The following is a 13,676-nucleotide window of genomic DNA, read 5'->3' as shown; positions in this document are numbered from 1 at the left end:
CTCCTCAACCCTCACCACGCCTTTGCAGCAGCAACCCGGCAAGCGCACCGGCATTCGCCAAGAGAAGCAGCGGGATCGCCCAGAACGGGGCCAGGAATTTCAGGGTCAGCCAGCCCAGGCCGAACAGGGCGAAGCCCAGCAGCATCTCGCCAAACAGGGCGATCATGTTGCTTTGATATCGCTTCTGGAAGGCCTTGCGCCCGCCCAGCACCGGCCCCTGCCGCATATCCATCAGCAGATAGAGGCTGATCGACAGCAGGCAGATCAGCCAGAGGATCAGGCCAGACCAGGGCGTTTGCGTGATCACATACAAACTGACCGCCGTCGCGATGATCAAGGACGGGACGGCGGCGGCCAGCAGCCGGTCACGCAGCATGCGTCGTGCGCTGACCGGGGCGGTGCCCAGCAGGTCGGGCGCGTCCTCGCCCGCGAAAGCCAGCCAGACCAGGGCACCGGCCAGCAGGCCGGCAACCGGCACGACGCCCATCCAGCCGACGGCCATCACCTCCCCCGATGCGGTGCTAATGCTTTTGCCCATGCTGGGCAGCACGATGGGGGCGGCGACCAGGAGGATGGAGGCGACCTGCGTCAGCAAGCTGGGGTCGCGCAGGATGAGGCGCCATTCCTTCCACAGGATGGAACCGGTCACGCCACGCAGATGCATGGAGAGCGGGCGCGTGTCATTGCTGCCTTTGCGCCGGGCCGTCAGGTCGGTGCCGGCGGCAGCGTTGACGCTGCGCACGAAGGCCGGACCCAGCAATATCGTCACCAGCAGGAACCCGCCGAATGACAGCAGGGCCAGCAGCAAAAACGGCCCTGTCTCCCCCGTGATGGCTGCGCCAAACCAGCGGATCGGCGCCATGGCGGGATTATCGGCCATCGCGGCCATTGCCTGGAAATTCTTGGTCTTGGTCGCCTGATCGGCGGCGTTGTTCATGTTGGGAATCTGGGCCGCCAGGGCCGCACCGATACCGATGACCCCGCCAAGAACCTGCGCCACCGTCCGCGCCCGCCGCGCCCCGATCATCTTGACCAGCCCCAGCACGATCAGGAAGGAAACGGTGACCGTCAGCAGGCACAGAGCCGGCAGGGTGACATACCCGATCAGCCAGCGCGCCGAAATCATGATGGCGCTGGGGTTCATGAAGCAGGCGGCCATGGCCAGCGTTGTGCCCATCACCGCCAGGGCGATGGCCAGCAGCCGGATCGGCAGGATGGCGCCGGGCCGCAGGGGCGAGGACAGAAGCAGGTCCATGTCCCCGCGCGTATAGATGGAGTTGACCGTCAACTGCATCGAAACCGACAGCATGATGGCCATGCTGAACAGGCCGATGCCGCCAAAGACCATCTGCACATTCTCCGGCTCCAGCTTCATCTTTCCGAACCCGAAGGCGGAAAGGAAGCCGATCCCGTGCATGAACAGGATGCCTACAATCAGAATGGCCCAGGCCCAGGGCCCCGTCTTCTTGGTCCGGAACGCCAGCCGTAATTCATGCCGCAGCAGCCAGGGCATGCTGCCCGGTGTCAGGGCGATCATGCGGCCACCGCCTTGCCCGAAACGAGATCAAGGAACAGTTCTTCCAGCGAGGCACCGTCGCGGCCATGCTTCTGCCGCAGCTCCGCCAAGGTACCCTCGGCCAGCAGTTGCCCATGCTGGATGATGCCGATACGGTCCACCAGCCGTTCCGCGACCTCCATGATGTGGGTGGTCAGGATGATAGTGCAGCCGGCCCTGGCCCGCTCGGCCAGCAGGTCCTTCACCTGCCGCGCGATGGCGGCATCAAGGCCCGTCAGCGGTTCATCCAGGATCAGCAGGCGCGGATCATGGATCAGGGCGCCGGCCAACGCCGCCTTCTGCTTCATCCCGCGCGAGAAACCTTCGCAGCGTTCATTGCGGTGTTCGTGCAGTTCCAAACGGGTCAGCAGTTCATCCGCACGCGATGCGGCGGTGCGGGCGTCAATGCCCCAAAGGCCCGCCACGAATTCCAGATATTCCAGCGGCGTCAGCTTGTCATACAGCATCGGCTCATCCGGCAACCAGGCGGTCTGGCGCTTGGCGGCCACAGGATCGCGCTGATTGTCCACGCCAAACACGCTGATGCTGCCCGATGTCGGGGTCAACAGGCCGACAACCATTTTCAGGGTCGTGGTCTTACCCGCACCGTTGGGACCCAGAAGGCCGTAGAATTCCCCCGGCTGGATGGTCAGATCAATGCCCTTGACCGCCTCCTTCTCTCCGTAGGATTTACGAAGGCCGCGAATTTCAAGAGCAGAGCTGGTCGTGGTCATGCGTATCAACCGGGGTAAAGCCATCGGGAAGACATAGTTAACAATAAATGAGTGTGGATAGAAGTCTTCTCCGTTTCTTCACTGGTTTCCCGGTGGTGAGGGGAAGAGAAAAGGGGGGGTGTCTTGAAGGGATCGCTTTTCAACGGATGGGGGCTGACGGCGGGTATCGCTTTGGTGCTTGTGCTGCTGTCCGCCGTCATGGTGCAGATGGCACCTGATCCGGTGCATCAGGCGCGCTGGGTGATCCAGCTGACGGCCTGGACATCGCTGTTGCTGTTCGGGTTGGCCTTCACAGCGTCCAGCCTTGTGCGCTTGTCGCCCTCACCGGCGACGCGCTGGCTGCGGCGGCAGCGGCGCTATCTGGGGGTATCGTTTGCCGTGTCGCATCTGATCCATCTGTTCGGCATCATCGCCCTGATGGATCTGGATTATGCGCTGTTCCAGCAATTGACCAACCGGATGACGGTGATTGCCGGCGGCGGTGCCTATCTGCTGATCTTGGCGATGACGCTTACATCCTTCGACCGGATGGTGCGGCTGCTGGGGCCGACGGCCTGGGGCTGGCTGCACCTGATCGGCGGCTGGTATGTCTGGGCATCCTTTGCCGTCAGTATGGGCAAACGCCTGGGACAGGGACCGCTCTACTGGCTGGGCCTGGGCGTTGTCCTGTCGATGCTGGCGCTTCGTCTGGTGTCACGACGGGCCGCGACGGCGTTGCTCCGGTAGAACCGCAACAACGCCGTCGAAGGGGTGGTCTTTACATCACCCCAGGGCCTCTTCCACCGCCTTGCCGCAGGTACCGGTATCGGCGGTGCCTTTCAGGTCGCGGGTGCGCAGGGACGGTTCGGCCAGGACCCGTTCGATGGCGGCCACGATGGCGGTGGCGGCCTGCGTCTCACCCAGATGTTCCAGCATCATGGCCGCTGACCAGATTTGACCCACCGGGTTGGCGATACCCTGGCCGGCAATGTCGGGGGCCGAACCATGCACCGGTTCGAACAGGGACGGGCCGGTGCGGTCGGGATTGATATTGCCCGACGGCGCAATACCGATGGTGCCGGTGCAGGCGGGGCCCAGATCGGACAGGATGTCGCCGAACAGGTTGGACCCCACCACCACATCGAACCGGTCGGGGTTCAGCACGAACTGCGCCGTCAGGATGTCGATATGGTACTTGTCCCAGCGCACGTCGGGATAATTGGCGGCCATCGCCTCTACCCGGGCATCCCAGTAGGGCATGGTCACGGCGATGCCGTTGGATTTGGTGGCTGACGTCAGGTGGCGGTTGGGCCGGCTGTTGGCCAGTTCGAAGGCGTAGCGCAGGACACGGTCAACACCAACCCGCGTCATCACCGTTTCCTGGATCACCACCTCACGGTCGGTGCCGGGGAACATGGTGCCGCCGACGGAGGAATATTCACCCTCCGTATTCTCCCGCACGATCCAGAAATCAATATCGCCCGGCTTGCGGCCCGCCAGCGGGCAGGGAACGCCCGGCATCAGGCGCACGGGGCGCAGATTGACATACTGGTCATATTCACGGCGGAACTGCAGAAGCGACTGCCAGAGCGAGATATGGTCCGGCACCTTGGCGGGCCAGCCGACGGCGCCGAAGAAGATGGCGTCAGGCTTGCCGATCTGCGCCTTCCAGTCCTCCGGCATCATGCGGCCATGCTTCAGGTAGTAATCGCAATGCGCGAAATCGTGCCATTGCTGTTCGATAGTGAAGCCGAACAGGCTGGCGGCCTTTTCCAGGACGCGGATGCCCTCGGGCATCACTTCATTGCCGATACCGTCGCCCGGGATCACGGCGATCTTATAGGTGCGGGCCATGGTTAGAGCGCCTCATGCAGTTTCAGGCCGCCAATATGGAAGGCCTTGGTTTCCAGATATTCCTCGATGCCGGTCGGCCCGCCCTCGCGCCCCAGGCCGGATTGCTTGATCCCGCCGAAGGGGGCCATTTCCATGGCGATGGAGCCGGTATTCAGCGCCACCATCCCGGCCTCCAGGCCCTCGGCCACGCGGAAGGCACGGTGCAGGTTCTCGGTGTAGAAATAGGCCGCCAGGCCGAACGGCGTGGCATTGGCGATGTCCAGCGCCTCCCGCTCGTCCTTGAACCGGAACAGCGGGGCGACGGGGCCGAAGGTTTCCTCCGATGCCAGCCGCATGTCGGTGCTGGCCCCGGTCAGGATGGTGGGGGTAGCGAAGCGGCCCGTGCCGGGGCCATCCGCCTGGGCAAAGATTTTGGCGCCCTTGGACAGCGCGTCATCGACATGGGCGTTGACCTTGGCCACGGCGGCATCGTTGATCAGGGGGCCGATGGTCGTGCCGGGCGTGAAGCCGGGGCCGACGCGCAGGGCCGCGACGGCGGCGGCCAGCTTGTCCGCGAACCTTTCATAAACGCCGCCCTGCACCAGGATGCGGTTGGCACAGACACAGGTCTGGCCGGCATTGCGGAACTTGCTGGCCATGGTGGCGGCGACGGCAATGTCCAGGTCGGCATCGTCGAACACGATCAGGGGGGCATTGCCGCCCAGTTCCAGTGACAGACGCTTCACACTGTCCGCGCATTGCCCCATCAGCAGCGCGCCGATGCGGGTAGAGCCGGTGAAGGACAGCTTGCGCACAAGCGGGGAACCGGTCAGGGCGGCGCCAATCCCGGTGGGCCGACCCGTGACGACATTGAACACGCCCGCCGGAATACCGGCCCTTTCGGCCAGCACGGCGAGCGCCAGGGCGGTGAAGGGCGTCAGGTCCGACGGCTTGATCACCACTGGGCAGCCAGCGGCCAGGGCCGGAGCGCATTTGCGCGTGATCATGGCGGCGGGGAAGTTCCAGGGCGTAATGATCGCCGAGACGCCGACCGGTTCCTTCCAGGTCAGGATGCGGCGGTCGGCATCAGGCGCGGGGATCATGCCGCCATAGATGCGCCGCCCCTCACCCGCGAACCATTTCACGAAGGTGGCGGCATAGCGGATTTCACCGGTGGCCTCGGCCAGGGGCTTGCCCTGTTCCGCCGTCATAATCCGGGCCAGATCATCGATATGGGCCAGGATCAGGGCGTGCCAGCGTTCCAACAGGTCGGCGCGGGCACCCGCCGTCAACGCCCGCCAGGCCGGCCAGGCGGCATTGGCCGCGGTAATGGCTTGTTCGGTATCCGAATCATCGCAGTCGGGCACGCTGCCGATGATGGAGCCATCGGCGGGATTGTCCACGGCCAGCATGGACAGGTTGCCGGCCTGACGCCATTCACCGCCGATGAAGGCGGACTGACGGAAAAGACCGGGATCGGAAAGGGTCAGCGTCATGATTACCCCAGCGCCTGGGTGACAAGGGAGAAGGTGTGGAAATCCGGATCGCGAACCGGCGGCGTGCCCCGGATCATGCGGGTGACGCGGCCGACACATTGCAGGCCCAACTCATCCAGCCAGGGGGACAGGCCGCTTGCCTCCGTCACGTCCACGCGACAGAACATGCCGGCATTGGTGCCCAGCCAGTGGGAGATCAGGGCCTTGGCACCGCCCAGGTCGGGGGCCACCGTCGGGCCGACGACATAGCCACGCCCGAATTTACGGAACAATGCGAAGCCCGCCACTTCATGCTCGCGCGTCAGCATGACGCCCAGCGCGTTTTTATCCATGGTGTCGATCAAGCGGCGGCGGTCCATGCCCGTGGCGCGGGCGTCCAGTTCGGGAATGATCTCCATGTCCCGCTGCCCCATGGGACGGACCCGTTCATCGGGCAGAAGGTCGGGCAAGGGGACGGAGAAAGCCGTACCCTGGTGTTGCAGAACATCGCCGACAGGCCTGAACCCCAGGCTTTCATAAAGCGGCATCCCCTCCGGCGTGGCGTGCAGCATGATGGTGCGGTCGCCCAGGATGTCCATGACGCCGGCCATCAGCCGACGACCAATGCCCAGCCCCTGTGCCGCCGGTGAAACGATGACCATGCCCAGCGTGCCCGCCTGTTCCCCGAACAGCCAGCACATGGCGGTGCCGATCACAGCCCCGTCCCGTTCTGCAACCAGCCCCTGCCCGAATTCCAGAAAGAACTGCCAATCTTCCATACGGTGCGGCCAGTTCAGTTCGCGCGACAGGGCATGGGCCTGTTCGAGGTCCGCCTCGGTCATCGCCCGCAAATTCACGGCGGGCCGGGTCGGTTTTTCCATCACATCATCCCCTCGGATACCGGTTTGCGGCGGCATGAACTGCCGTGGTCGCAAACCCAGCTGTCATGCGGGCATATTAAGCGTGGGTGCATGGCATTCGCTGCCGGGATGCGGGTGATTTCGGAAGATTGTGGCGTGGCTCTTCCGGGTGATCCCGACCAAATGCCGTGCCATCGGGATTATCCATGGCGCATATGGAATGCCAGCCGGAGTTGCCGTTCGTGAGCGCCTTTGACCCCAACAGCCTGACCCTGCCCGCCGCATCCAACTTCATCAATGGCGCCCGCGTGGCCGGCGTCGGGGCCGAAATCCCCGTGCGCCGCCCGTCGGATGGACAGGTCTATGCCCATTTGGACAGCGCCGGTCAGACACAGGTGGATGCTGCCGTCCAGGGCGCCTATGACGCCTATCGGAACAGCGGCTGGGCCAAGGCCGATCCGCGTCAGCGCATGCGGGTTCTGCGCCGCTGGGCCGACCTTCTGGATTCACATGTGGCGGAACTGGCGGCGCTGGAGGCGGTGGGGTCCACCCGCACCATTACGGAGGCGACGGCCTGGGACATTCCGTATTCGGCCGAATGCATTCGTTTCTATGCGGAGTTTGCGGACAAAGTGGGAGGAGAGGTCGCGGCGACCACGCCGGACAAGCTGGGCCTGACCATCACCGAACCCTATGGCGTGGTGGCGGCGGTTGCCCCCTGGAACCTGCCCATCGTCATGGCCATGTGGAAGGTGGCGCCGGCGGTGGCGGCGGGGAATTCCGTGGTGTTGAAACCGTCGGAGATGACGCCCTTCTCAATCGTGCGGGTGGCGGAACTGGCGATTGAGGCGGGCCTGCCGCCCGGCATCTTCAATATCGTGCAGGGGGATGGTCGGTCGGTCGGTGACACGCTTTGCCGGCACCCGCTGGTCGCCAAGGTGACCTTCACTGGCTCCACCCGTACCGGTGCTGCCATCATGACGGCGTGCGCGGAGACGGGGCCGAAGCCGGTCACCCTGGAACTGGGGGGCAAAAGCCCGCAACTGGTGTTTGCTGACTGTCCGGATATGGAGAAGACGGCAGGGATCGTGGCGCGTGCCATCACGCTGAATGCCGGTCAGGTCTGTGTGGCGGGATCGCGTCTGATCGTGCAGGAGAATGTGGCCGAACGGGTGGTGGACCTGATCACCGCGCGTTTCCGCGCCTTGAACCCGGCCCCGACCTGGGACCCGGCATCCACCCTGTCCCCGATCATCAGCCATCCGCAGCTGGACCGCATCCACGGTATCGTCGGGCGCACAGTGGCGGCGGGTGCAACCCTGGTGACGGGCGGCGGTCGGGCGGCAGGGCCGCAGGACGGATCGTTCTTTCAGCCGACCATCCTGGCCGGTCTGGACGCAAATGCCGAGGCGGTGCGGGAAGAGATTTTCGGCCCCGTCCTGACGGTCCAGACCTTCCGGGAGGAGGAGGAGGCCCTGGCCCTGGCCAATGATACCCAGTTCGGGCTGGCCGCCGGCGTGCATACGGGCGACGTGGGCCGCGCCTTGCGTACCGTGCGCGGGCTGGAGGCCGGGACCGTCTGGGTCAACCGCTATGGCCGCTCCAACGATTTCATGCTGCCCACGGGCGGGTTCAAGCGATCCGGTATCGGCAAGGACCTTGGGCGCGAGGCCTATATGGCGAATTTGAAGGTGAAGACGGCATTGGTGGAGTTTTAAGGGCGCCTCTATCCCCGCAGCGGGTTCAGGACCGGCAGACCATGAAAATCTCGTTCATTGTCGGTCACGATCTCGCAGTCATTCGCAAGGGCGACTGCGGCAATGATCATGTCCAGCGCACTGCGCGGTCGCCCCATCGCCTTGCCTTCCGCCATCAACCGACCCCAGACAAGGGCAGCCCGGTCGTCGAACGCAAGAATGCGGCCTGCAAACAAGGAGGGTGGTCCCTCTGGTCCGGAAAACCAATCGGACAGGGCGTTGCGCTTGCGACCGGCTGGCTTCTCCAGGATGCCGCGGTGAAGTTCGGCCAGTGTCAGCGCGGCGATATTCAACTCGCTGTCCTGGCGAGCAGCCATCCATGCCATCAAGCCTTCTGATGGTTGCGGCTTCACAAGATTACTGATGATGTTGGTGTCGAGCAGGTAGCGCGTCACAGGTCCACCGTCCTGCCTTCCTCACGCGGACGAGAAAAGTCGATATCGGCACCGATGAGTGGCGAACGGCGGAGAGCGGCCAGGATACCGCCCGACTGTGGCGGTTCACTGCCCACCATCTTGGCGATGGCCGCCCGTACCTCCTCCGCCTCTTGTCCCTGTCCGGAAAGACGCTTGGCCAGGGCACGGATCAGGTCGCGGTCACCATCGGGTACCGCAACCTCGAACCGAACAATTCCGCGCTCCACCATGCGGGCGCGGTAATTGACGGTTGCCTTTTTCTGCGCGGGGTTGGGCATCACATCCTCCGACCGGACTATATCCAGACACTATAACCGGATATAGGGGCCGAAGCATGGTTTTCATCCCATCTTCCCAAACCGCTTCACCCTGTAATGCGACAGGTCGATGCCCGTGGCACCGGTCGCAATCAGTTCGGCCATGGTCTGGCCCACGCCCGGCCCGATCTGGAAGCCGGAACCGGAGAAGCCGAAGGCGTAGAACAGGCCGCTGGTGGTGCCGCTCGGCCCCATCACCGGCAAACTGTCATCCATATAGCCTTCGATACCGGTCCATACCCGGATGATGTTCAGCCGGGCCAGGGCCGGGGCCAGGCGGCGCAATTGCTGCAACTGCGTCAGGATGTTCTGCGGCTTCACAAAAGACCGATAGGTCTCTGCCACCGCCGGCCCACGCGTGGACCCGCCCAGCACGATATTGCCGCGCGCCACCTGCCGGAAATAGACGGTCTCCACCTCCAGCGGCGTCATCACGCCCACGGCGGGCGCGATGGCATAGGGCACGGGTTCGGTGACCGACATGGTGGGGCTGCGCGCCGTTAGCTTTACCGGTTCCCCGAACTGCGCCGACAGCTCCCCGGCCCAGGCACCCGCCGTGATCAGAAGGATGGGTGCCTTGAACACCCGCCCATCCTTGGCCGTGGCGATGAAATCAGTACCCGTCTTGGTGACATGGAGGATGCGAGTATTCTCAAATATCTGCGCGCCCAGCTTCTGGGCCGCGCGTGCAAAGGCGGGGGCCGCCAGACGCGGGTTGGCATGACCATCCAGGGCGGAATAGGATCCGGCCACCACATCGGTGCCGAAGAACGGAAACCGGTCGCGCAGCGTATTGCCGGTCAGGATTTCCAGGTCCAGCCCGTTCTGCCGCGCGTCCGCCGCGTACTCCTCCATCTTGGCGATGTTTTCCGGTCGCTCGCGGTAGCAGACGCGGATATGCCCGGATTGCAGATATTCAACATCCGATCCCAGCAGTTCGTTGGCCTTGCGCCAGATTTCCAGGGATCGGTTGGCCAAGTGCAACTGATAGATGGGCCGCCCCTGGCGGCGGACATTGCCGAAATTGGTGCCGCTGGCCTGCCGACCCACCAGATCGCTTTCGATCAGGGTGACGGATTTGCCATGGGTATGGCGCAGGAAAAAGGCGGCCGAGGAGCCCATCAGGCCGCCACCGATGATCAGGACATCGCTATGCGTCACAGGGTTGGTCATCATTCCGCCTCCCCGATGGCGATGGGCAGGGGTTTCACTGGGGCCTGCCCGCGCAGGCGCCCGGCATCGGCCACCGGGAAATCGCCATGCGCGGCGATCACTTCGGCTGCCGCATGCCCGCAATAGCGGCCCTGGCAGCGGCCCATGCCGACCCGGCTGAACGCCTTGGTGCGGTTGGTTTCCGCCGCACCGGTGACCTCCATGGTCCGGCGCACATCGCCCACCGTCACGCATTCGCAGCGACACAGGATCGTATCATCGGCAAGCGCCGCCGCTTGGGCGTGCGGCCAGGGGAAAGCCTTGGCCAGACCGCGCGCGAAGCGGCCATAACGCCCGACCTCCCGCCGCAGCATGATCATGGCCCCCTTATCAACCGGCAGTCCCAAATCTGACAGCGCCGCCAGGGCGGCAAGCCGGCCCGACGCCTCCGCCGACCGCGCACCCAGCACCTTGGCCCCATCACCAGCCAGATAAAGGGGTGTCGGCGCCTCGGCCCGACCATCCTCGTCGCGCACGGGCAGGTACTGTCGCGTCAGTTCGTCAAAGGTGAAGTTACAGCGGGCCAGATCGGCCAGCTGCGTTTCGGGCCGCAGGTGATAACCCATGGCCACCGCATCCGCCGCGAAATGCCGTTCCTCGCCATTGCCCAGGCGCACCGTCACCCCGGTGACGCCCGTTTTGGCATCGCCCTGGATGGCCACCGGCGTGGCACCGGTCAGCAGCGGCACGCCCGCCGCCTTGATGGCGCGGGTCAGGGCGATGCCGTTCCACAGGACCGATGGCAGGGCCAGAAGGTCGGGCAGGGCGGTGATGCGCGCGGCAAAGCCGGACGTGTCCAGCACCGCTGCCACCTTTGCGCCGGCCTTAATATATTGCGACGCCACCAGATACAGCAGCGGCCCGGTGCCCAGGAACACGACCTGCGACCCGATGGACACGGCCTGCGCCTTCAACGCCACCTGCGACCCGCCCAGGCTGTAGGTGCCGGGCAGGTCCCATCCGGCCATGGGCATCAACCGGTCCGTGGCACCCGTGCATAGGATCAGGGCGTCATAGGGTAGAGCCTCTTGCGCCTTGCCGTTAGCGGTCCAGACATGGCCGTCGGCAATGTTCCAGACCAGGGTTTCGGCCTGGTAATCGATGCGGTCGCCCAGGGCGTCGAACCCGTCATGCACCGCCTTGGCACGGTCTGCTTCGGTTCCATACAGGTCGCCATAGGGCCGGTGGAAATTGTCCGGCTGCCGGCGATAGATCTGGCCGCCCGCACGCCGCCCCTCATCAATGACGATGGGGGTCAGGCCGGCGGCGGCGACGGTTTCGGCGGCCCGCACCCCAGCGGGACCGGCACCGACGATAACGACCCTGGGGGGGATCACCCGTGGTTCGGCCATGATGCCCCCGGCTGGCTGGTGGTGACGGACATGCCATCCTCGGCAACGGTGGAACAGGCGCGCAGCCGGTGACCGCTTTCGGTCCAGACCCAGCAATCCTGGCACGCCCCCATCAGGCAGAAGCCCGCCCGGTTACCCTCGGTAAATTCCGATTGGCGCAGTGTCCCGCCCGCCGCCAGCATGGCGACCATCAGCGTATCGCCTTCCATGGCCCGCACGCGGGTGCCGTCGATGGTGATATGGATGGCGGGCCGGTCCCTTTCGGCCAGCCGTACGAACCGCCCTTGGCTCACGATGCCCCCTCCGATGCGCCCTCTGGCCGATGGCAAAGAATGATATTGCCGCCCGGCGTCACATGCCGGGGCGGGGTGAATTCCTCGCAGGTCCCACAGACGCGCCAGGAACAGCGCGGCAGGAACCGGCACAGATCGGCCCCGTCCTTGGGCTGGCCGATGGCGGGTGGTGCAGGGCGTGTGCCCTGTTCCTCCAGCCAGCCGGGCCGCAGTTCCGGCACCGACCCGATCAGCAGGTCGGTATAGGGGTGGCGCGCCACCCCGTCATATCCCTGCCGCCGGCCCGTCTCTACCTGTGTGCCGGCATAAAGCACCATGATATCGTCGGCGATGGCGCGGACCGTGCCGATATCATGGCTGATGAACAGGTACGCTAGCCCCAGTTCCCGCTTCAGTTCGGCCAGCAGGTCCAAAATGGCCGCCCCGACGACGGTATCCAGCGCCGATGTCACCTCGTCGCACATGATCAGGTCGGGTTTGGCGGCCAGCGCGCGAGCCAGGTTGATACGCTGCTTCTGTCCGCCCGACAGGCCGCCGCAGGGCCGGTCCGCCAGCGTTGCGGGCAGCTTGATCAGATCCAGCAGTTCCGCCACGCGCTTGGCCGCCGCCGGCCCCTTCAGCCCGTGATAGAAGGCAAGTGGCCGGCCAATAATCTCCCCCACCGAATGGGCGGGGTTCAGGGCCGTGTCGGCATTCTGGAACACCAGCTGTATGCGCCGGAACTGTTCCTTGTCGCGCATTGACAGGGAGGGGGGCAGGCGGGCGCCGTCGAAACTGATCGCACCGGTGGATGGCGGCAACATGCCGGCGATCACCCGCGCCAGGGTCGATTTACCTGACCCGCTTTCCCCGATCACGCCCAGCGTGGCGCCGCGCGCGATGGTCAGGTTGATATCGCGCAGGATCGGCGTGGAGCCATAGCTGGCGCTCATGCCCTTGATTTCCAGCAGCGGTCGTGTGTCATCCCGCACCCTCTCGTCATCCCGGCGAAAGCCGGGACCCAGGGGTCCCATGCCTGACATTACCGCCGCATCGCCGGCTGTAGCGGAAACCGCAGTCCCTGTACCCCCCGGGTCCCGGCTTTCGCCGGGATGACGGAAGGGGGCGGGAGTGCCGCGCGTATCCGGGCGTGCCGCCGCCATCAGGGTGCGCGTATACTCATCCTCAGGCTGTTGCAGCACCTGCACCGCGCGGCCATTCTCCCGGATGCGGCCCTTGTTCAGCACCACGATGGCATCGGCCATCTGTGCCACCACCGCCAGATCGTGGGAGACATAGACGGCGGTCGCCCCATGCTCCCGCACCGCCTGCTTGAAGGCGCGCAGCACCTCGATCTGGGTGGTGACGTCCAGGGCCGTGGTCGGTTCGTCCAGGATGACCAGTTCCGGCCCCGTGATCAGGGCCATAGCCGCCATCAGGCGCTGCAACTGCCCGCCCGAAAGCTGGTGCGGATAGCGCTCGCCAATGCTGTCTGGGTTTGGCAGGGCCAGTGACCGGAACAGGGCTACCGCCTTCGTCTCCGCCGCCTTGCGATCCATCCGTCCATGGATCAGGGCGGGTTCCACCACCTGATCCATGATGCGCCGCGACGGGTTGAACGATGCCGCCGCCGACTGTGCGATATAGGACACCCGGTCCCCGCGCAGCGCCGCCAGCCCATCCTCATCCAGTGACAGGACATCGGTATCACCGACCCGCACCGATCCGCCCGCGATACGGCAGCCCAGGCGGGCATAGCCCATCAGGGCCATGGCGATGGTGGTTTTGCCCGACCCGCTTTCCCCGATCAGGGCCAGCACCCCGCCACGCGGGATGGCAAAGCCCACATCCGCCACGATGCTGGTGGCACCGGCGGCGACGCACAGGCCGCGCACTTCGACATGGCTGTTCATG

At 65.1% G+C, this 13,676-nt stretch carries 13 protein-coding genes; 2 read left to right on the top strand and 11 right to left on the bottom strand.

Annotated elements, in window-relative coordinates:
• Positions 1 to 4: 4 nt before the first annotated feature.
• Entirely contained in the window at positions 5 to 1,537 is a 1,533-nt protein-coding gene (locus ACODSP_RS15405) for a hypothetical protein (RefSeq protein WP_488966452.1), read from the bottom strand.
• Positions 1,534 to 2,289, bottom strand: coding sequence for an ABC transporter ATP-binding protein (locus tag ACODSP_RS15400; protein WP_488966451.1), 756 nt, complete (start codon positions 2,287 to 2,289; stop codon positions 1,534 to 1,536). The genes ACODSP_RS15405 and ACODSP_RS15400 overlap by 4 nt, the downstream gene beginning before the upstream one ends.
• Positions 2,290 to 2,412: 123 nt before the next feature.
• On the opposite strand from ACODSP_RS15400, the gene ACODSP_RS15395 reads away from it, so the two are divergent.
• Entirely contained in the window at positions 2,413 to 3,015 is a 603-nt protein-coding gene (locus ACODSP_RS15395; RefSeq protein ID WP_488966450.1) for a cytochrome b family protein, read from the top strand.
• A gap of 36 nt (positions 3,016 to 3,051) precedes the next feature.
• Here ACODSP_RS15395 and ACODSP_RS15390 read toward each other — a convergent pair whose 3' ends face one another.
• Genes ACODSP_RS15390 through ACODSP_RS15380 form a run of 3 tightly spaced genes read right to left on the bottom strand, consistent with a single transcriptional unit; the run spans position 3,052 to position 6,457 of the window.
• Positions 3,052 to 4,122 carry a tartrate dehydrogenase gene (locus tag ACODSP_RS15390; protein ID WP_488966449.1) on the bottom strand — a complete coding sequence of 357 codons (1,071 nt, stop codon included), beginning with the start codon at positions 4,120 to 4,122 and terminating at the stop codon, positions 3,052 to 3,054.
• 2 nt (positions 4,123 to 4,124) lie between these two features.
• On the bottom strand, positions 4,125 to 5,597 hold the full coding sequence (locus tag ACODSP_RS15385) for an NAD-dependent succinate-semialdehyde dehydrogenase (protein ID WP_488966448.1): 1,473 nt from the start codon (positions 5,595 to 5,597) through the stop codon (positions 4,125 to 4,127).
• 2 nt (positions 5,598 to 5,599) lie between these two features.
• Positions 5,600 to 6,457 carry a GNAT family N-acetyltransferase gene (locus tag ACODSP_RS15380; RefSeq protein WP_488966447.1) on the bottom strand — a complete coding sequence of 286 codons (858 nt, stop codon included), beginning with the start codon at positions 6,455 to 6,457 and terminating at the stop codon, positions 5,600 to 5,602.
• A gap of 185 nt (positions 6,458 to 6,642) precedes the next feature.
• Between ACODSP_RS15380 and ACODSP_RS15375 the strand changes: the two genes are divergently transcribed.
• A complete protein-coding gene (locus tag ACODSP_RS15375; RefSeq protein WP_488966446.1) occupies positions 6,643 to 8,154 on the top strand; it encodes an aldehyde dehydrogenase family protein in 1,512 nt (503 codons plus the stop codon).
• An 8-nt stretch (positions 8,155 to 8,162) separates the two neighbouring features.
• On the opposite strand, the gene ACODSP_RS15370 is transcribed toward ACODSP_RS15375, so the two are convergent.
• The 6 genes from ACODSP_RS15370 to ACODSP_RS15345 form a co-directional block, all read right to left on the bottom strand.
• Positions 8,163 to 8,588, bottom strand: coding sequence for a type II toxin-antitoxin system VapC family toxin (locus tag ACODSP_RS15370; protein ID WP_488966445.1), 426 nt, complete (start codon positions 8,586 to 8,588; stop codon positions 8,163 to 8,165).
• Positions 8,585 to 8,887, bottom strand: a complete 303-nt coding sequence (locus tag ACODSP_RS15365; RefSeq protein WP_488966444.1) for a hypothetical protein — start codon at positions 8,885 to 8,887, stop codon at positions 8,585 to 8,587. The genes ACODSP_RS15370 and ACODSP_RS15365 overlap by 4 nt, the downstream gene beginning before the upstream one ends.
• 63 nt (positions 8,888 to 8,950) lie before the next feature.
• Complete coding sequence (locus tag ACODSP_RS15360; protein WP_488966443.1) at positions 8,951 to 10,102, bottom strand: NAD(P)/FAD-dependent oxidoreductase; 1,152 nt, start codon at positions 10,100 to 10,102, stop codon at positions 8,951 to 8,953.
• Positions 10,099 to 11,490: an FAD/NAD(P)-dependent oxidoreductase gene (locus ACODSP_RS15355; protein WP_488966442.1), complete on the bottom strand. Its 1,392-nt coding sequence runs from the start codon at positions 11,488 to 11,490 to the stop codon at positions 10,099 to 10,101. Before ACODSP_RS15355 ends, ACODSP_RS15360 begins: the two co-directional genes overlap by 4 nt.
• Entirely contained in the window at positions 11,472 to 11,783 is a 312-nt protein-coding gene (locus tag ACODSP_RS15350; RefSeq protein ID WP_488966441.1) for a (2Fe-2S)-binding protein, read from the bottom strand. Before ACODSP_RS15350 ends, ACODSP_RS15355 begins: the two co-directional genes overlap by 19 nt.
• Entirely contained in the window at positions 11,780 to 13,675 is a 1,896-nt protein-coding gene (locus ACODSP_RS15345) for an ABC transporter ATP-binding protein (RefSeq protein WP_488966440.1), read from the bottom strand. Before ACODSP_RS15345 ends, ACODSP_RS15350 begins: the two co-directional genes overlap by 4 nt.
• Position 13,676 lies beyond the last annotated feature (1 nt).

Source organism: Niveispirillum sp. FG156, assembly GCF_057809555.1.
Note: the sequence above shows the minus strand (reverse complement) of the source record. Positions and strands in the feature narration are given on the sequence as shown.

Coding starts and splice junctions, on each gene's coding strand:
- ACODSP_RS15405 (WP_488966452.1), bottom strand. CDS start 1,537: ATGATCGCCCTGACACCGGGCAGCATGCCCTGGCTGCTGCGGCATGAA.
- ACODSP_RS15400 (WP_488966451.1), bottom strand. CDS start 2,289: ATGACCACGACCAGCTCTGCTCTTGAAATTCGCGGCCTTCGTAAATCC.
- ACODSP_RS15390 (WP_488966449.1), bottom strand. CDS start 4,122: ATGGCCCGCACCTATAAGATCGCCGTGATCCCGGGCGACGGTATCGGC.
- ACODSP_RS15385 (WP_488966448.1), bottom strand. CDS start 5,597: ATGACGCTGACCCTTTCCGATCCCGGTCTTTTCCGTCAGTCCGCCTTC.
- ACODSP_RS15380 (WP_488966447.1), bottom strand. CDS start 6,457: ATGGAAAAACCGACCCGGCCCGCCGTGAATTTGCGGGCGATGACCGAG.
- ACODSP_RS15375 (WP_488966446.1), top strand. CDS start 6,643: ATGGCGCATATGGAATGCCAGCCGGAGTTGCCGTTCGTGAGCGCCTTT.
- ACODSP_RS15365 (WP_488966444.1), bottom strand. CDS start 8,887: ATGCCCAACCCCGCGCAGAAAAAGGCAACCGTCAATTACCGCGCCCGC.
- ACODSP_RS15360 (WP_488966443.1), bottom strand. CDS start 10,102: ATGATGACCAACCCTGTGACGCATAGCGATGTCCTGATCATCGGTGGC.
- ACODSP_RS15355 (WP_488966442.1), bottom strand. CDS start 11,490: ATGGCCGAACCACGGGTGATCCCCCCCAGGGTCGTTATCGTCGGTGCC.
- ACODSP_RS15345 (WP_488966440.1), bottom strand. CDS start 13,675: ATGAACAGCCATGTCGAAGTGCGCGGCCTGTGCGTCGCCGCCGGTGCC.